The organism is Mesorhizobium intechi, from assembly GCF_002879535.1.
Classification (GTDB): Bacteria; Pseudomonadota; Alphaproteobacteria; order Rhizobiales; family Rhizobiaceae; genus Mesorhizobium; species Mesorhizobium intechi.
The window spans coordinates 26,970-42,831 of sequence record NZ_PNOT02000042.1; the positions used below are offsets into that span (position 1 = coordinate 26,970).

Here is a 15,862-nt window from a genome sequence, read left to right on the forward strand (position 1 = left end):
GCGACAGTCTTGAGGCGAGGCGGGGCAAGGTGCAAGCCTTGATTGCACCGCTGCGCCGCTGGCATCAACAAAACTCCTCGATGCCCGTTGACGGCGGCGGCCAAAGCATCATCCAATGTTGTCACACAAGATTGGTCGGAACGGGACAACGCGATGACACTGGCGGCAGCGGCGCAATCCGCGACATGGACCTTCGTCGACGGCGACTGGTACGAGGGCAATGTCGCCATTCTGGGCCCGCGCAGCCACGCCATGTGGCTTGGCACCAGCGTGTTCGACGGGGCGCGCTGGTTCGAGGGCGTGGCGCCCGATCTCGACCTCCACGCCAGGCGGGTGAATGCCTCGGCGATCGCGCTTGGCCTCAAGCCGAACATGTCGCCCGAACAGATCGTCGGGCTGACCCGGGACGGATTGAAGAAGTTCGACGGCAAGACGGCGGTCTATATCAGGCCGATGTACTGGGCCGAGCACGGCGGCTACATGGGCGTGCCGGCCGACCCGGCTTCGACCCGTTTTTGCCTCTGCCTCTATGAGTCGCCGATGATCTCGCCGGCCGGGTTTTCGGTGACGGTGTCGCCGTTCCGGCGCCCGACGATCGAAACCATGCCGACCAATGCCAAGGCCGGATGCCTCTATCCCAACAATGGCCGCGCCATCCTCGAGGCCAAGATGCGCGGCTTCGACAATGCTTTGGTGTTGGATATGCTGGGCAACGTCGCCGAGACCGGAAGCTCCAACATCTTCCTGGTCAAGGATGGCCACGTGCTGACGCCGGCGCCGAATGGCACCTTCCTTTCCGGCATCACACGCTCGCGCACGATGACGTTGCTGGGCGAGTACGGATTCAAGACGACGGAAAAGACGCTGTCGGTGCGCGATTTCCTTGAAGCGGACGAGATCTTCTCGACCGGCAACCACTCCAAGGTGGTGCCGATCACCCGCATCGAGGATCGCAATCTGCAACCCGGCCCGGTGGCCAAGAAGGCGCGCGAGCTCTATTGGGATTGGGCGCATTCGGCGTCGACCGGCTGACGCGCCGGTTTGGCCCTTTTTGTCGCTGCGCGCTTCGCCGCAGGAAAACCGTGTGACAGTTTTCCGGAACCCGCTTAGAAGGGAACCGGCGCTTCATTTCCGGAGTTGTCCCAGCTCAATCCAGTCCTATCTTAATCCGGTATCCACACCGGATTTTTCCACGAGGGAGTACTACCCATGGCTTTTGAATTGCCCGCTCTGCCCTACGACTACGAGGCCTTGCAGCCTTACATGTCGAAAGAGACGCTGGAATATCACCACGACAAACATCACAAGGCCTATGTGGACAATGGCAACAAGCTGGCTGCCGAGGCCGGAATGGGCGATCTGTCGGTCGAAGAGGTGGTCAAGCAGTCGTTCGGCAAGAATGCCGGCCTCTTCAACAATGCCGCGCAGCACTACAATCACATCCATTTCTGGAAATGGATGAAGAAGGGCGGGGGCGGCAACAAGCTGCCGGGCGCACTGCAGAAGCCTTTCGACAGCGATCTCGGCGGCTACGACAAGTTCAAGGCTGATTTCATCGCAGCCGGTACGACGCAGTTCGGTTCGGGCTGGGCCTGGGTTTCGGTCAAGGACGGCAAGCTGGCGATCTCGAAGACCCCGAACGGCGAAAACCCGCTCGTTCATGGCGCCTTGCCGATCCTCGGCGTCGACGTATGGGAACACTCCTATTACATCGACTACCGCAACGCCCGTCCGAAATATCTCGAGGCCTTCGTCGACAGCCTGATCAACTGGGATCATGTGCTGGAGCTCTACGAAAAGGCGAAGTAATCGACAAAGAGAAAGGCCCCGGCAATCCCGGGGTCTTTCTCTTTCTGTGCCGATATCAGTGGCTGCGAAAGCCCGGAAAAACCATCCGAGGCGAGGGAATATTCCCTCCGTCGCATCCGTTAACGTCGTGTCCCAAATACCTTCATCACGGAGCCAAATGAATGAGAAAGCTTGTCGTCGCCATCTCAATGCTCGCCTTCGCCGGTTCGGCGGCCTTTGCCGATCCGATCATCGACCGGCAGGCCCTGATGAAGGAACGCGGAAAGATCGTCGGCGGCTTGGCGAAGGTCGCCAAGGGCGAGGACGCCTTTGATGCCGGCGCCGTGCTGACACAGCTGCAGGCGCTGCAGGCGAATGCCGAGAAGTTCGACGTCGATGCGCTGTTCCCGAAAGGCAGCGATGTCGGCGACACCACGGCGGGGCCGAAGATCTGGGAAGACACGGTCGGCTTCAAGGCCGTCGAGGACAAGTATCTGTCCAACGTCAAGGCCGCGGTAGCGGCGCCTCCCGCCGATGTCGACGCGCTGAAGGCGCAAGTCGGCGCCATCGGTTCGGATTGCGGCACCTGCCACCAGGGCTACAGGGTCAAGAAGGGCTGATTGCCTGATATGGCATGGCTGAAGAAACTCGCCGGCGCGGCTATCGTTCTGGGCGGCGTCGGCGCGGCCGGTGGTTGGCTGCTGTCGGCCCCGGTCAAGCTCGATGCCGCGGTCCTGACGCAACTCGGGCCGGGCGACGCGAGCAAGGGCAAGCGCATTTTCTATGCCGGCGGCTGCACCTCCTGTCATGCGAAGCCGGGCTCGCAGGGTGATGCGCGGCTTCAACTGGTCGGTGGCCTCCAACTCAAGACGCCGTTCGGCACGTTTGTTCCACCCAACATTTCGCAAGACCCCAAAGATGGCATCGGTGCGTGGTCGGTCGACGATCTCGCCAACGCCATGCTCAATGGCGTTTCGCCGTCCGGCGAGCATCTCTATCCGGCCTTTCCCTACCCGTCCTATGCCCGCATGAAACCGTCGGACATTGCCGATCTCTATGCCTTCCTGAAGACGCTGCCCGCCGTTGCCGGCAAGGCGCCGGACAATTCGCTCGGTTTCCCCTTCAACATCCGTCGCGGCATCGGCCTTTGGAAGCGCCTCTATCTTGACAACCAGCCTGTTGTTGCGTTGGCCAGCAGCGCACCTGATCCGGCGGTAGCCGGCCGCTATCTGGTCGAAGGGCCGGGTCATTGCGGCGAATGCCATACGCCGCGTGACTTCGCAGGCGGGACGAAGAAAGGCGAGTGGCTGGCGGGTGCCGTGGCGGCCGATGGCCCGGGCATCGTGCCCAACATCACATCGGGCAAGGGCGGCCTCGCCAGCTGGTCGGAAGCCGACATTGCCAACTACCTCGAAACCGGCTTCACGCCCAATTTCGATTCCGTCGGCGGCGCGATGGTCGACGTCCAGCGCAACATGGCCGAGCTGACAGCGGGGGACCGGGCCGCGATCGCCGCCTATCTCAAGGCGGTGCCGCCGCACCCGAACGGTTATCCCGCGCGCAAGCCGGCGAGTTGATTAGACAATTCCAGGAACAGTGTGAAGCGGTTTTCCCGGAAAGCGCCGTCGCGCTTTCCCTTGGGATTGCGTCGAGACAACTGCTCTAGAGGTGCCGATCGCCGAGGAAATCGAAGCCCGTCTCGAAGAAATGGTTGTAGTTGCAGGTCAGTTCCTCGCCGGGTGCGATGTCGCGCAGCGCGAAGGTTTCCTCGGGCGAGGAGACGTCGCAATTCGGCTCGTCGTCATGGTTCATGTAGCGGGCGTCGTCGGCTTCGAAGACGATATAGGCCGGATCGCGCCGGTCCGGGTAGGAATAGCGGTCGAGATAGTTCTTCACCGGCCCGGTTTCGCCCTCATAGGTCTCGACGTCGATGATCCGGTCGAAGCGGGGGTCGAGCTTCCAGATCAGCGTGCCCTTGGGGATGTGGTGCTTGGCAAAGACGCCGATGCCCTGGATCGGCGATTTGTCGAGATAGACGTCGACGAGCAGCATAATGAACCCTTGTGCGAGTGCGGGCTTCGTCGCCCGGAAAAGTCGTGCAGGGGTAACGCGCGACCATCTCAATTGCGAGGGAAAATGAGCAATCCGAAATTCAAAAAATCATGATCGCCGAACCCAAAAGTGAACGTGCCGTCCGGAGCCTCAGCGTTGCTGCAAGGCGAGGCGCACGCCCAGGGCACAGTAGATGCCGCCGACAACCTTGCCTTGCCACTTCAGCACGGTCGGATTTCGACGCAGGAAACTGCCGAGGCGACCGGCGCTCACGGCAAAGACGACCGTGCTGAAAAGACCGAGCACGACAAAGACAATTCCCAATACGGCCAATTGAAGCATCACCGTTCCGCTTTCGGGCCGCACGAACTGTGGCAGGAATGCCAGGAAAAACAGCGCGGTCTTGGGGTTGAGCACTTCGGTCAGGACAGCTTGCCGAAACGCCTTGCCGGCGGAGATCGCGAGCGCGCCGGCGGAGGGGTGGGTCGGCCTTTTCTCGATGATGGCGCGAATGCCGAGGTAAACGAGGTAGGCCGCGCCGATGAATTTTACGATGCTGAAAAGCGTCGCCGACGTGGCGATGATCGCCGAAATGCCGACCATCGCCATGACAGTGTGAAATATGTCGCCAGCCGCGATCCCGGCGCCGGTCGCGATCCCGACCTTCGTTCCCGAACTCGTTGCCCGGGCGATCGTCAACAGCGTGGCCGGACCCGGGATAAAGACGAAGCCGAGCACGACGGCGATATAGGCAATCAGCGTGGACAGATCGATCATCTGAGCGTCTCCTCGGCAAGCTGCGCCTTTCCCGCCACCTTCAGCGCGAAGGAATAGGTATAGGCGATTTCCTCAAGCCTTGAGAACCGGCCGGACGCACCGGCATGGCCGGAATCCATGTTGATCTTGAACAGCACCGGATTGTCGCCGCTCTTGCGGTCGCGCAGCCGCGCCACCCATTTGGCCGGTTCCCAATAGGTGACGCGCGGATCGGTGAGGCCGGCGAGCGCCAGGATCGGCGGATAGTCGAGGGCCGCGACATTGTCGTAGGGCGAGTAGGCGGCGATCGTGCGGTAGTCATCGGCCGACGCGAGCGGATTGCCCCATTCAGGCCATTCCGGCGGGGTCAGCGGCAAGGTCGCGTCAAGCATGGTGGTAAGCACGTCGACGAAGGGAACTTCGGCGACGATGCCGCCGAAGCAGTCCGGCGCCATATTGGCGATAGCGCCCATCAGCATGCCGCCGGCCGAGCCGCCTTGCGCGACGATGCGGTCATGCGCGGTATAGCGCTCGGCAACGAGATGGCGCGCACAGGCGATGAAATCCGTAAACGTGTTCATCTTGTGCGCCCGCTTGCCGTCATCATACCAGCCGTAACCCTTGTCCTTGCCGCCGCGGACATGAGCGATGGCGTAGACGAAGCCGCGGTCGACCAGCGACAGGCAGTTGGTATTGAAGGCGGCCGGCACGGTGATGCCGTAGGAGCCGTAGCCGTAAAGCAGGCAAGGTGCTGATCCATCGAGCGGCGTGTCGCGATGGTGCAGAAGCGAGATCGGCACCAACTCGCCATCGGCGGCGGGCGCCATCAGCCGCCTGGTGACATAATGGTCCGCATCATGGCCGGATGGCACTTCCTGGGTCTTGAGCAAGGCGCGTTCGCGGGTGCGCATATTGTAGTCGAACACCTGCGCCGGCGTTGTCATCGACGAATAGGAAAACCGCATGATCTCGGTGTCGTATTCATAGGACCCCGACAGGCCGAGCGAGAAAGCCTCCTCATCGAGAGACAGGAGATGCTCCTCGCCACTGCTGCGGTCACGCACCACGATGCGCGGCAGGCCTTCCTTGCGCTCGAGCCGGACCATATGGTCCTTGAAGCCGATCACCGACAGGATCAGCCGGCCCGGTTCATGCGGCACCAGCTCTTGCCAGTTGGCGCGGACCGGATCGCTTACCGGGGCCGTCATGATCTTGAAGTCCTTGGCGCCGTCCGCATTGGTCAGGATGAAGAAGATGTCGCCGCCTTCCTCCAGCTCATATTGAAGGCCGGTCTCGCGCGCGCAAACCACCCTGGGTTCGGCAAAGGGATCGCTGGCGCTCAACAGGCGATATTCCGAGGTCTCGTGATCGTTGATGCCGATCATGATCCATTGGTTGTCGCGGGTGCCGTCGACATTCATGAAGAAGCCCGGATCGGTTTCCTCATAGATCAAGCGGTCGGTCCCAGGGTCTTGTCCAAGCGTGTGGAACAGCACCTTCGAGGGCCGATGGTTGGGGTCGAGGCGCGTATAGAAGAAGCCGTCATTGCCTGCGCCCCACACGCCCGAGCCGCCTGTCGCGGGAATCTGGTCCGCCAGGTCCTTGCCATCGGCAAGGTCGCGCACGCGCAACGTATAGAACTCGGACCCCTTGTCGTCGAATGCCCACAACAGCTTGCGGTGATCGGACGAATGGTCGACACCGCCGAGCCTGAAATAGGGCTTGCCTTGCGCCTCGAGGTCGCCGTCGAGCAGGATCTGCTCGGTTCCGCCTTCGCGCGGCATGCGGAAATAGCGCGGCTGCTCGCCGCCGAGCTTGAAGGAAGACCCATAGGCATAGGGCCCGTCCTTCATTGGAACGGAAGAATCGTCTTCCTTGATGCGGCCCTTCATCTCCTTGAAGAGCTGCTTCTGCAGGTCTGAAGTGTCGGCCATCAGCTTCGACTGGTAGGCATTCTCGGCTTCGAGTTCGGCGCGGATGCCGGCATCCAGCAGGGAAGGGTCCCGAAACATCTCCTGCCAGTTGTCGGCCCGCAGCCAGGCATATTCATCGGTTCGCGTGATGCTGTGATGCGTGTCGATAACCGGCCGCTTCTGCGGTGTCGGTGGGCTGACGATCGGAAATCGGGAAGTCTTGGTCATTGCGTCTCGCTGGGAACTATCTTGGATGATGAATGAACACGCCGATCGGGGTGGGTTCAAGGGCCGTAACCTAGGGGTGGTGTCGGCTCCATGAGCTGGGCCGGGAGGAAAGATGACTATTCGATCTCGGATCGCCGCGACTTTCGCCGTCGCTTCGCTCACTCTGGTCTTTGCCGGCCAGTCTCATGCGACCGTATTCGCGGCTTGGCAAGTGGCCAATGTGCCGCTCGGCGACACGCTCGACGTGCGCGAATAGCCGTCCGGCATCTCCCAGAAGCAGCCCGCATACCCGAACGGGACCGTCCTGCGGATGGCCGGACGATGCACCCGCGGCTGAGCGTGATGAGTCCGGCGGGACATGTCGCCTAGTTGTCGGCGAAAAGATGAGCGGCAACCTACGGTTTTGTAGACAGGTGTGAACAACCAAGATTGACGGCGCATCGGCAAAGCAAACCAGAGCATTGAAAACTGCTTTGTGAGTTATCGCGAATGTAACGCTCAGCTGACGCGACGTGAGGCGGTGCCGGTTTGGCCAACGAAATATCGAAAAATTACATGATGCACGAAAGATTGAAGCTGACTGGCGAATAGTTGATCAGCTTTCCTAAATATAATGCAAAGGGCGAATTGACTTACTTGATCCTTGGTCGCATTGATGTGCCCACGACACGAATCGTAGAAACACTACCTGCTCAAAATTCGTGCGATGCCCTGCCTGTAAAAAAGGGCGCATATCGACGTAACTCTTGTTGGGGCCTGAAGACCATGGATATTGTCGAAACACCTTCCAGAAACAACGATGCGCTGATCGAGCTGACCGCCGATGTGGTGGCCGCCTATGTAAGCAACAACCCCGTGCCCGTCGGCGAATTGCCGAACCTCATATCCGATGTCCACGCCGCTCTAGGGCGTGTGGGCGGAACCGCCGAACAGCCTCCTGCCGACAAGCAGAAGCCGGCTGTCAACCCGAAGCGCTCGGTTCATGACGATTACATTGTCTGCCTTGAAGACGGCAAGAAATTCAAGTCGCTCAAGCGTCACCTGATGACCCACTATGATCTGACGCCGGAGCAGTATCGCGAAAAGTGGAATCTCGACCCGAGCTATCCGATGGTTGCTCCGAACTATGCGGCGGCCCGCTCGCAGCTCGCCAAGAAGATGGGCCTTGGCCGCAAGCGCAAGGCGCGGTAGTCGCTGTTCCCTCAGGTCGAACCGACATCGACGGCGCTTTCGGGCGCCGTTTGAGTTTGGAGAACAGGCTGCCTGGGGCGTCAGGCGGTCTGCTTGAGTGCCATCTCGGCATCGCGCTTGATGCGTTTGACCATCGAGCGGAGGCCGTTGGCGCGCTGCGGCGACAGGTGCTCGTCCAGGCCGAGTGCCTTCAGCGTCGCTTCGGCATCGATTTTCTGGATGTCGCTGGCGGTCCGTCCGGAAAACAGCGCCAGCATGATGGCGACCAGACCGCGCACGATATGGGCGTCGGAATCCCCCGTGAAAGTGATGACCGGATCGCTGCCCGGTCCCCGTTCGGTGGTCAGCCAGACCTGGCTGACGCAACCCGGGACCTTGTTGGCGGCATTGCGCTCCTCATCTGGAAAGGGAGGCAGCGCCTCTCCGAGCTCGATGACGTAGCGATAGCGGTCCTCCCATTCGTCAAGGAAGGAGAAGTCGTCGCGGATTGTCTGGATCGTGGTCGTCATGACCCGGATATAGTCACGCGGCGGCCCCGCGTCACGGAAAAAACAAGGACACCGCGGGCGTCGAGAGGGCAGACAGCCAGCGGTGTGCCGTCGGGACGGCTTAATTCTTGACCGGCAGGTTGACGGTCTCGGGCAGGGCGATTTCTTCCGCCACGCTGCCCGTCATTGTCGACGTGTCGGGGCCGATGGACTTGTCGTCCAGCATGGCGGCCGCGATCTTGGCGGTTTCCTTGGCACGCGCGGTGATGGTGTGCATTGCCGACTTGCCCGTCTCACAGACGTCGGGTTTGCGCTCGCAGATGCCGGCAATGTCGCCCACCGCGTCGCGTGCCGCGAACAAGGCCTGGATCGGCCCTACGCTTTCCTGCCCCGGCTCGTCGGAACCGACACTCAGCGGCAGCGCCAGCAGCACCAGTGAAAACCAGAAAGCCATTCTTATCAGGAAGAACATGCCTTGCCTCTCGTCGTGACCGGATCATGCATCATATGGCATGACCTCTTTTATGGGCAGGATGTTGGCACACAGGCACAAAGGACGGCTTGCGCGCACAGCGACAATTTTCCTCAAATTTTAGGCAAATTCGAAACGATGCGTTTTGCCATGGATTAGCTTCATATCGAGACGATTTTCGTTACCTCTTGATAACCATGTATCCTGCTGTTTCCACTGAATTTTTCTGGAATTCGGCCGGTCCGCTCCTGGTCCATGATCCGGTGGCGGCAGGCGTTCGCAGATAACCCTCCATTTACTATGGCGGCATTTGCCCGGGTTTTCGACCGCCGCGATCCCGATATTTGCACGGGCCGGGCCTTGGTTGGCCCTGCCCTTATCCATTCCTTAAACGCTGGATGAGAGTTTCGGAGCCAATCAAAACAATCTGCATAAGCAGAGCTGTTCACGACGAGTGCGAGTGCGTTGAGTTGATGCCGATCAAGGCCAGATACGCTGAATTGCCTGGCGCGATTGCCGCCGGTTGCGAACGTATGGTCCATCCCTCCATTCTCGGGCAGAGCGGCCGCGAGCGCCAACGCCGTTTCATCGGTGTCATGCTGGCCGCGCCATTCTTGGCCGCCGGTGCCGCGGTCACGCTGGTCACATCAGGCATGGGCGCCGCTGTGACCATGGCCGCCATCTTTGCCGCCTTCGGCCTGTGCTGGTTCGTCGCCTTGCTGGTGGCGGCTACCGGCAAGATGCCCGTGGCGGCACCGATTGTCCTGGCGATGGCTGCTGTTGCCCTTGCCGGTCTGATCGCCGCCGCCGGCGGGTTGAGCTCTCCCGTCGCCGTGCTTGCCGTGGCGCTGCCCTTCGAGGCCTGGTGGATCGGCGCTTCGCGGCGTGCTGCCCTGTGGGGAGCGGTCTCGGCCATTGCCGCCATTGCCCTTCAGCCTCTGGCTGGCGCCTTCTTGCCCTTCGCGGGCGCGCAGATCGCGGCCTGGCATTGGCTGGTGCCGCTGGCCTGGGCGCTGACGCTGATCCCGCGCCTGTCGGCGTTTAGCGAAAGCGCCGGTGCGGCCGATACGCTGGATACCGGCGATCGGCTGGAAGACATCATCGACGCTGTGATCCTGCGGGTCGCCCGCCATGGCGAGGTGCTCGATGCGTCCGCCAAGGCACGCACGCTTTTGAAATTGCCGCCGGAACTGCTTTCCGGAACCGGCTTCTTCGACCGTGTCCATCTGTCGGACCGTGTCTCCTATCTCAGCGCCCTGGCCGACATGCGCGATGGCGCTGCCTCGCGCCGCCTCGAATTGCGCGTCAGGCTGCCCCAGGACGGCAATGGCCAGAATGACACGCGCTCGATGGCCGATAACTACCGGCCATTCCTGCTCGAACTCCTGCGTGGCGAGGAGCAGAGGGACGTCTTCACGCTGGTGCTGCGCGAGAATGACGAGACTGCCCGTCTGCGTGAGGAACTGGCGCAGGCCAATGAGACCGCGGCAGCCGCGGAAGTGGCCAAGGGCCGGTTCCTGGCGGTGGTCAGCCATGAACTGCGCACGCCGCTGAACGCCATCATCGGCTTCTCGGATATGCTGCTGCATGAGATGTTCGGCGCCTTCAAGGATCCGCGCCAGAAGGAATATGTCACCCTGGTGCGGGATTCGGGGCAGCACCTTCTGGCCGTCGTGACATCCATACTCGATGTGTCGAGGATCGAATCGGGCGCCTACACGGCGGATCCGGAGCCGTTCCGGTTCATGGAAGCCGTCGACATGTGCCAGTCGATGATGCGGCTGCAGGCGCAGGCCAAGAACATCGATTTGCAGACGCAGATCGCTCCGGACGCCGGCGACATCAACGCCGATCGCCGCGCCGTGCAGCAGATGCTGATCAATCTCGTCTCCAATGCGATCAAGTTCACGCCCAACGGCGGCGATGTTGTCGTTGGCGCCAAGCGGATCGGTTCGCGCCTGCATTTCTGGGTCAGGGACACCGGCATCGGCATCGCCGAGGAGGATTTCGCCAATCTCGGCAAGCCCTTCACCCAGATCCAGAACGACTATACGCGCCGTTTCGAGGGCACGGGCCTTGGCCTTTCACTGGTGAAGGGGCTGGTGGCGCTGCACGAAGGCACCATGTCCATCGAAAGCATGCCGGGCGAGGGCACCACGGTGACCATCAGCCTGCCGGTCAACGGGCCGAAGGGGCGCCCGGCGAACGAGGCAGGGGTGCTGACGATGCCGGTGACGAGGGCGAAAGGGGACCGAAATGGCTCGCTCCGCAAAACAGCCTAAGGCGGTCAAACGCCGCAGCAACGCCTTCCAGGATGGCGCCGTGGCCGTCGGCGGGATGATTTCGCGCAACCCGGTCCTGGTGGGCGGATCCACGGCATTCCTGGTGACGCTGTTCTATGTCTCGGCGAATGCGCTGTGGTATCAGCCTTTCCCCCATGCCGGTGCGTTCTTCGCCACCCGCAATTTCCAGGGGTTTCCGCACACTGCCTCCGACGAGCCGGAGACAACGATCAACATCGTGCGGCCCAATGCGGCGCCGGCACCGATGAAGGGCGATCCGGTGGTCGAGCAGGTGCAAGGCATATTGAAGGACCTCGACTTCTATTCCGGCACGGTCGACGGCATCTCCGGCCCCAACACGCGCAAGGCCATACAGGCCTACCAGCAGAAGGTCGGTCTCAACGCTTCCGGCGATATCGATGCCCTGTTGCTCGACCAGCTTGGTGCTACGCCGAAGACCGCCTCCGTGCCCAAACCGCAGCCGCGCCCGGATACGCAGGCCGCCGTTCCGGTGTCCCTCCAGACAAATGGGCAGACAGATTCCGGGCAGGCGAATGCCGGGCGGACAGCTGCCGCCCCGACCCAGGGGCCCGACCCCCGCATCGTCAAGATCCAGGCCGGGCTCAAGGCGTTCGGCAATGACGATATGCAGCTGGATGGTGTCGTCGGCGCGCGCACCAAGGCGGCGATCAAGGAATTCCAGTCGCTGTTCGGCCTGCCGCAGACCGGCGAGCCCGACGAGATCGTTTATGTCAAGATGCGCGAGATCGGTCTGACCAACTGAGGTTCGACCAACGAGGCCGAAACGACGGCTCGCCGAGCGGCGGAATTGTCGCTAGATAGCCCGCACGCTTTCGGAGCTTTCTCATGCGCGTCACGTCGGATCTGTGGGTTTCTGCCTTGGTGCGCCGCGTTTTCGGCGCCGGCGGATTTGCCGCCGTGGTCAACCGTGGCGCGACCGAGGCCGGTGCCGTTTTCGTGCTGACGCGGGGCAGGCTGGGTGACGTCGCCCTCTACGGGCCGGCTCCGCAGACAAGCTACGATTCGGCCAAGCCCGACGACCGTTTCTTCAGCCTTCTCGCCGCCGGCGACGATCCGGCCGTGCTCGATGCCCGGCTTGAAAGGGAAAAGAAGTTCGATCCCGACATCTGGGTGGTGGAGATCGAGGCCGGCACCGTTCCCGTCGAGGAGCTTATTTCCGTGAAGACGCCCTGAGGGCGGGAGCCGTGGCCTCGTCGCCTTTCGACGCCTGGCGGTTGTCGCTGTTTGCGGGCGACGCGTCACGAACCATCCTGGAGAGGGCCTCGGCCTTCCACCCCCGTACCCGGTCCAGAGCCACATCGCGATGCAGCAGGCGATAGCGGTCGAGATAGGTACGGATGGCCTGGGGGTGCGGGAAGAGGCCAGGATAGATGGCGACCGTGATCAGGAAAGCCCTGTCTTCGCTGAAGTCGAGCGAGCGCAGCGCCGCGAGCAGTGATGCATAGTTCTGGCTGGCAGTCAGCGAGCGCGCGGTCGGGAAATCAATGTCGAGCGCGTCCGCAAGCGCCGTTTGGAAAAACGCGGCGTTCCCTGTCAGCGCCGTCTCGCGCAGTTTGACATAGGTATCCGACCCGGGGAACGCATCGACCTTCGCCGCCGATGCTTCGTCGCCGGTGCGCATCATGGAGCGCAGCCTGCGCCGCGCATCCTCGGCGGCAATGCCGGGAGACCGTTGGCTGGAAGCATTATGCTCGACAGCTTCCGCATTCGCGGCTGCGACGGTTGGCTCCGTGGAGGCTTGCACGTCCGGTTCCCGCACCCGCACCAGTGTCGGCCGTTCGAGCGCCCTGATCAGGTCGGCAATGGTCGGGTTCAGGTCCTTGCGGCGCGCTATGGCGCGCGCATGCGGCAGGCCGTGCCGGCCGATCAGCGCAATGAGGTCAATATCGCTGACCGCGCGCGAGCGGATCAGCAGCGGCGCGGCAATGTCGACAGGTTCCTCGCACAGCCGGCGCACGAGTGCCGCGGGAGCATACTCGCATTCGGAAAGGGCGGCGGCGACGTAGCGTCGCGATTCGACGGATACATCGTCGAACAGCGGCAGCGTCAGGTCTTCGAGCTGGCCGATCTCGCGGCGCGACGGGCGGGTCAGCGAGCAGAACGCCGACACCGCGGCGCGGAACAGCCTTTCGGCCTTGCCCGATTCCGTCCGTATCGCGATTTGCCTGAAGTCCGAAGATGACACGAAGGATACCCGATACTCGATACACAGCCTTGACCACGCTCAACCGGGACGGTGTCGGTTTCGCGATTGTTCCGGTCAGAACCTCCTGACCTCAAGACAAAGATCAAGTTAGCGGTGATCCGTTAGCGCTCCGTTAACCCTCTGCCGGCCTTAATGATATTTGGAGGCGTTGCGTTGTGCTCCGGGGAAACCGAGAGGAATGCGCGAATCATGGGCATGGTACTGTCTTTCGTGCCGCGAGCGGCACCGAGTAATCGAGCCAAGCAAACCACCGAAATACCGGCGGCGGTGATCATCTTTCCCGGCATCCGTTATGAGCGGTCCAGCACCGGCGAGGCTCGGCCTGCCGGCCCCGACAAGCCGGGATCGCCACGGACGCCGGTGCCGCACCACTGAAGCGGCGGCCTGGTCCGTCAGGCCGTCAGTTCTGGACTTCTGGCCAGAGCAATTTCAGGATCAGGAAAAGTGTGAAGCGGTTTTTCCGGGAATGCGCAGCGCTTTCCCTAGAGCGGTTCAAGGTTTGACGGAATCGAAAGGGATTCCCGATTTGTAGATTTTGTGATTCAAGATGCTGGCTGGGAATGGAGGCCAGCATCTGATGACTCGACCTCTTTCCAACGATCTTCGCGAACGAGTGGTGGCGGCGGTTTTGGGCGGCGAGAGCCGCCGGTCGGCCGCTGAACGGTTTGGCATTTCGGCTTCGGCAGCCGTGAAGCTGCTGCAGCGCCATCAGGCGACCGGCTCAGTTACGCCGGGCAAGATGGGGGGACATCGCAAAAGGGTGCTGGAGCCGCATCGCGCCTTCATCGAGGGCCGTATACGTGAGACGCCGCATCTGACGCTGCATGGCCTGAAGGATGAGTTGGCCGCTCGCGGGGTCAAGGTCTCGCACAATGCGGTGTGGCAATACCTGCGCCGCGAGGGGCTGAGCTTCAAAAAAAACGCTGTTCGCCCTTGAGCAGGCACGCGCCGATATTGCCCGCCGGCGCCAACGGTGGCGATCCTGGCAGGCCGGCCTCGATCCGCAGAACCTGGTCTTCATCGACGAGACCTGGATCAAGACCAACATGGCTCCGCTGCGCGGTTGGGGGCCGAAGGGCAAGCGGCTGCGCGGCCTGGCTCCGCATGGCCACTGGCGCACACTGACCTTCCTCGGCGCGCTGCGCTGCGATCGGCTCGCGGCGCCTTGCGTCTTCGACGGACCGATCAACGGCCAATGCTTCCGCGCCTATGTCGAACAGCAGCTCATCAGCGCACTGAAGCCCGGCGATATCGTTGTCATGGACAACCTGGGAAGCCACAAGTCCGCGGCCATCAGGCAAATGATCAAGGCCGCAGGCTCTGGTACCTGCCGCCCTACTCGCCGGACCTTAATCCGATCGAGCAGGCCTTCGCCAAGATCAAACACTGGATGCGCCAGGCGCAGAAACGCACCGTCGAGGACACCTGGCGACACATCGGCCACCTCGTCCAAACCATCGAGGCAGCCGAATGCCGCAACTATTTCGCAAACGCCGGATACGCGTCCGTCAAAACGTGAAAGAGTCTAGGGAATTGCGTCAAAGACAGAGTCTAGAAATCCTGCAGCTCGCAGGAGCTCTGGTCGAGAAAGCGTGACACGATCGGCTTCCAGCTGTCGTCCGGAACGAAGGTGCGGATGACGAAGATGCCCTCGTCGATCGGCGCTTCGACGAAGATCGCTCCCTGCAGGTCCTCGGGCAAATCCTTGCGCACGTCGATCATCTGCGCCGGCGTCAGCACCACGGCATCAAGCTTGCCGTCGGTGGCCGTATGGTCGTTGAAGGAATAGATGTTGTGGCCGTTGCGGTCGTAGACCGACACCGACCAGAAGGGAACGTTCCCCGGCGCCTTGATCCGCACCATGCCTTCCTCGAGGTCGAACCGGCAGGCCGTGGCATAGAACAGCGGGTCGACCGATTTCACCACCGGCGCGCCACCCGCCTCGGCGTCGAGCCGGTTCATCCGGTAGAGGTCGGATGCCATGGACAGTCGCGACCAGGCATCGCGTTCCGAAAATTCCGGCACCAGAAGCAGCACCACGATGTGGACGATGCCCGCACCGACCACGCCGAGCAGCACGGCGTGAAAAAGACGGCGCAGCGCGGCCAGGACATTACGCATCGCAGCCGGCCTTCACGATCCTGGGCAGCGAGATGTCCGACAGGCCGGTGCTGCTGGCGATCGGCGTGTCGTAGAAGGTCAGGACGAAATACATCCGTCCAGCCCCGCCGGTCAGAAGCCAGTTGCCTGGCATGGGGTGATGGCCGGCCGAGATGGTCACCGAATTGTCGGCTTGACGCAGCACCTCGTAGGACTGAAGCGCGGCAAGCCGCGGCTTGCCGGTTTCGACGACGCCGAGCGATTGATCGGCGGCATAGAGCGTCCAGAAGCGGGCGGTCGGGAATCCGCCCTCTATCCTGTAGCTGCATTCCCGCCTGAGTTGG

General features: G+C 62.1%; 17 protein-coding genes and 1 pseudogene. 10 read left to right on the plus strand and 8 right to left on the minus strand.

The genetic code is table 11. The annotated features are described in order from the left end of the window. Positions 1-153: 153 nt before the first annotated feature. The 4 genes from C1D09_RS03715 (at position 154) to C1D09_RS03730 (ending at position 3,365) form a co-directional block, all read left to right on the plus strand. Entirely contained in the window at positions 154-1,032 is an 879-nt protein-coding gene (locus C1D09_RS03715; protein WP_143973050.1) for a branched-chain amino acid aminotransferase, read from the plus strand. A gap of 177 nt (positions 1,033-1,209) precedes the next feature. Beyond that, entirely contained in the window at positions 1,210-1,809 is a 600-nt protein-coding gene (locus C1D09_RS03720) for a superoxide dismutase (protein WP_143973051.1), read from the plus strand. Between the two features lie 161 nt (positions 1,810-1,970). Next, complete coding sequence (locus C1D09_RS03725) at positions 1,971-2,408, plus strand: c-type cytochrome (protein WP_143973052.1); 438 nt, start codon at positions 1,971-1,973, stop codon at positions 2,406-2,408. A 9-nt stretch (positions 2,409-2,417) separates the two neighbouring features. After that, positions 2,418-3,365 (plus strand): cytochrome c, encoded by a 948-nt coding sequence (locus C1D09_RS03730; RefSeq protein WP_143973064.1) that lies wholly within the window; start codon positions 2,418-2,420, stop codon positions 3,363-3,365. A gap of 85 nt (positions 3,366-3,450) precedes the next feature. Here C1D09_RS03730 and C1D09_RS03735 read toward each other — a convergent pair whose 3' ends face one another. The 3 genes from C1D09_RS03735 to C1D09_RS03745 form a co-directional block, all read right to left on the minus strand. After that, complete coding sequence (locus tag C1D09_RS03735) at positions 3,451-3,840, minus strand: SET domain-containing protein (RefSeq protein WP_140768676.1); 390 nt, start codon at positions 3,838-3,840, stop codon at positions 3,451-3,453. Positions 3,841-3,990: 150 nt separating this feature from the next. After that, positions 3,991-4,617: a LysE family translocator gene (locus C1D09_RS03740; RefSeq protein ID WP_143973053.1), complete on the minus strand. Its 627-nt coding sequence runs from the start codon at positions 4,615-4,617 to the stop codon at positions 3,991-3,993. Beyond that, the gene (locus tag C1D09_RS03745; protein ID WP_143973054.1) at positions 4,614-6,737 is read right to left on the minus strand and encodes a S9 family peptidase; all 2,124 of its coding nucleotides are present in this window, start codon (positions 6,735-6,737) and stop codon (positions 4,614-4,616) included. The genes C1D09_RS03740 and C1D09_RS03745 overlap by 4 nt, the downstream gene beginning before the upstream one ends. A 112-nt stretch (positions 6,738-6,849) precedes the next feature. Here C1D09_RS03745 and C1D09_RS33635 point away from each other — a divergent pair, with 112 nt between their 5' ends. After that, entirely contained in the window at positions 6,850-6,993 is a 144-nt protein-coding gene (locus C1D09_RS33635; protein ID WP_246135646.1) for a hypothetical protein, read from the plus strand. A gap of 509 nt (positions 6,994-7,502) precedes the next feature. After that, on the plus strand, positions 7,503-7,928 hold the full coding sequence (locus C1D09_RS03755) for a Ros/MucR family transcriptional regulator (protein WP_019857114.1): 426 nt from the start codon (positions 7,503-7,505) through the stop codon (positions 7,926-7,928). A gap of 80 nt (positions 7,929-8,008) precedes the next feature. Here the strand turns inward: C1D09_RS03755 and C1D09_RS03760 are convergent, their stop codons facing one another. Both C1D09_RS03760 and C1D09_RS03765 read right to left on the minus strand, forming a co-directional pair. Beyond that, positions 8,009-8,437: a SufE family protein gene (locus tag C1D09_RS03760; protein ID WP_143973055.1), complete on the minus strand. Its 429-nt coding sequence runs from the start codon at positions 8,435-8,437 to the stop codon at positions 8,009-8,011. A 100-nt stretch (positions 8,438-8,537) separates the two neighbouring features. Continuing rightward, entirely contained in the window at positions 8,538-8,888 is a 351-nt protein-coding gene (locus C1D09_RS03765; protein WP_143973056.1) for a DUF5330 domain-containing protein, read from the minus strand. A 533-nt stretch (positions 8,889-9,421) separates the two neighbouring features. Between C1D09_RS03765 and C1D09_RS03770 the strand changes: the two genes are divergently transcribed. The 3 genes from C1D09_RS03770 to C1D09_RS03780 all read left to right on the plus strand — a co-directional run bounded on the left by C1D09_RS03770 (position 9,422) and on the right by C1D09_RS03780 (position 12,385). Next, complete coding sequence (locus tag C1D09_RS03770; protein WP_143973057.1) at positions 9,422-11,170, plus strand: sensor histidine kinase; 1,749 nt, start codon at positions 9,422-9,424, stop codon at positions 11,168-11,170. After that, entirely contained in the window at positions 11,145-11,954 is an 810-nt protein-coding gene (locus C1D09_RS03775) for a peptidoglycan-binding domain-containing protein (protein WP_143973058.1), read from the plus strand. The genes C1D09_RS03770 and C1D09_RS03775 overlap by 26 nt, the downstream gene beginning before the upstream one ends. Before the next feature lie 83 nt (positions 11,955-12,037). After that, positions 12,038-12,385: a DUF1491 family protein gene (locus tag C1D09_RS03780; protein WP_032929456.1), complete on the plus strand. Its 348-nt coding sequence runs from the start codon at positions 12,038-12,040 to the stop codon at positions 12,383-12,385. On the opposite strand, the gene C1D09_RS03785 is transcribed toward C1D09_RS03780, so the two are convergent. Continuing rightward, positions 12,363-13,397 carry a DUF2336 domain-containing protein gene (locus C1D09_RS03785; protein WP_143973059.1) on the minus strand — a complete coding sequence of 345 codons (1,035 nt, stop codon included), beginning with the start codon at positions 13,395-13,397 and terminating at the stop codon, positions 12,363-12,365. The genes C1D09_RS03780 and C1D09_RS03785 overlap by 23 nt on opposite strands. A 568-nt stretch (positions 13,398-13,965) precedes the next feature. Here C1D09_RS03785 and C1D09_RS03795 point away from each other — a divergent pair. Next, a pseudogene (locus C1D09_RS03795) lies at positions 13,966-14,937 on the plus strand (IS630 family transposase). 32 nt (positions 14,938-14,969) lie between these two features. Here C1D09_RS03795 and C1D09_RS03800 read toward each other — a convergent pair. Together C1D09_RS03800 and C1D09_RS03805 are read right to left on the minus strand one after the other, a co-directional pair. Beyond that, the gene (locus C1D09_RS03800) at positions 14,970-15,539 is read right to left on the minus strand and encodes a DUF1254 domain-containing protein (protein WP_143973061.1); all 570 of its coding nucleotides are present in this window, start codon (positions 15,537-15,539) and stop codon (positions 14,970-14,972) included. After that, positions 15,532-15,862 (minus strand): DUF1214 domain-containing protein (locus C1D09_RS03805; protein WP_143973062.1); only part of this gene is annotated, 331 nt, incomplete at its 5' end. The genes C1D09_RS03800 and C1D09_RS03805, both read right to left, overlap by 8 nt.

Coding starts and splice junctions, on each gene's coding strand:
- C1D09_RS03715 (WP_143973050.1), top strand. CDS start 154: ATGACACTGGCGGCAGCGGCGCAATCCGCGACATGGACCTTCGTCGAC.
- C1D09_RS03720 (WP_143973051.1), top strand. CDS start 1,210: ATGGCTTTTGAATTGCCCGCTCTGCCCTACGACTACGAGGCCTTGCAG.
- C1D09_RS03725 (WP_143973052.1), top strand. CDS start 1,971: ATGAGAAAGCTTGTCGTCGCCATCTCAATGCTCGCCTTCGCCGGTTCG.
- C1D09_RS03730 (WP_143973064.1), top strand. CDS start 2,418: ATGGCATGGCTGAAGAAACTCGCCGGCGCGGCTATCGTTCTGGGCGGC.
- C1D09_RS03735 (WP_140768676.1), bottom strand. CDS start 3,840: ATGCTGCTCGTCGACGTCTATCTCGACAAATCGCCGATCCAGGGCATC.
- C1D09_RS03740 (WP_143973053.1), bottom strand. CDS start 4,617: ATGATCGATCTGTCCACGCTGATTGCCTATATCGCCGTCGTGCTCGGC.
- C1D09_RS03745 (WP_143973054.1), bottom strand. CDS start 6,737: ATGACCAAGACTTCCCGATTTCCGATCGTCAGCCCACCGACACCGCAG.
- C1D09_RS33635 (WP_246135646.1), top strand. CDS start 6,850: ATGACTATTCGATCTCGGATCGCCGCGACTTTCGCCGTCGCTTCGCTC.
- C1D09_RS03755 (WP_019857114.1), top strand. CDS start 7,503: ATGGATATTGTCGAAACACCTTCCAGAAACAACGATGCGCTGATCGAG.
- C1D09_RS03760 (WP_143973055.1), bottom strand. CDS start 8,437: ATGACGACCACGATCCAGACAATCCGCGACGACTTCTCCTTCCTTGAC.
- C1D09_RS03765 (WP_143973056.1), bottom strand. CDS start 8,888: ATGTTCTTCCTGATAAGAATGGCTTTCTGGTTTTCACTGGTGCTGCTG.
- C1D09_RS03770 (WP_143973057.1), top strand. CDS start 9,422: ATGGTCCATCCCTCCATTCTCGGGCAGAGCGGCCGCGAGCGCCAACGC.
- C1D09_RS03775 (WP_143973058.1), top strand. CDS start 11,145: ATGGCTCGCTCCGCAAAACAGCCTAAGGCGGTCAAACGCCGCAGCAAC.
- C1D09_RS03780 (WP_032929456.1), top strand. CDS start 12,038: ATGCGCGTCACGTCGGATCTGTGGGTTTCTGCCTTGGTGCGCCGCGTT.
- C1D09_RS03800 (WP_143973061.1), bottom strand. CDS start 15,539: ATGCGTAATGTCCTGGCCGCGCTGCGCCGTCTTTTTCACGCCGTGCTG.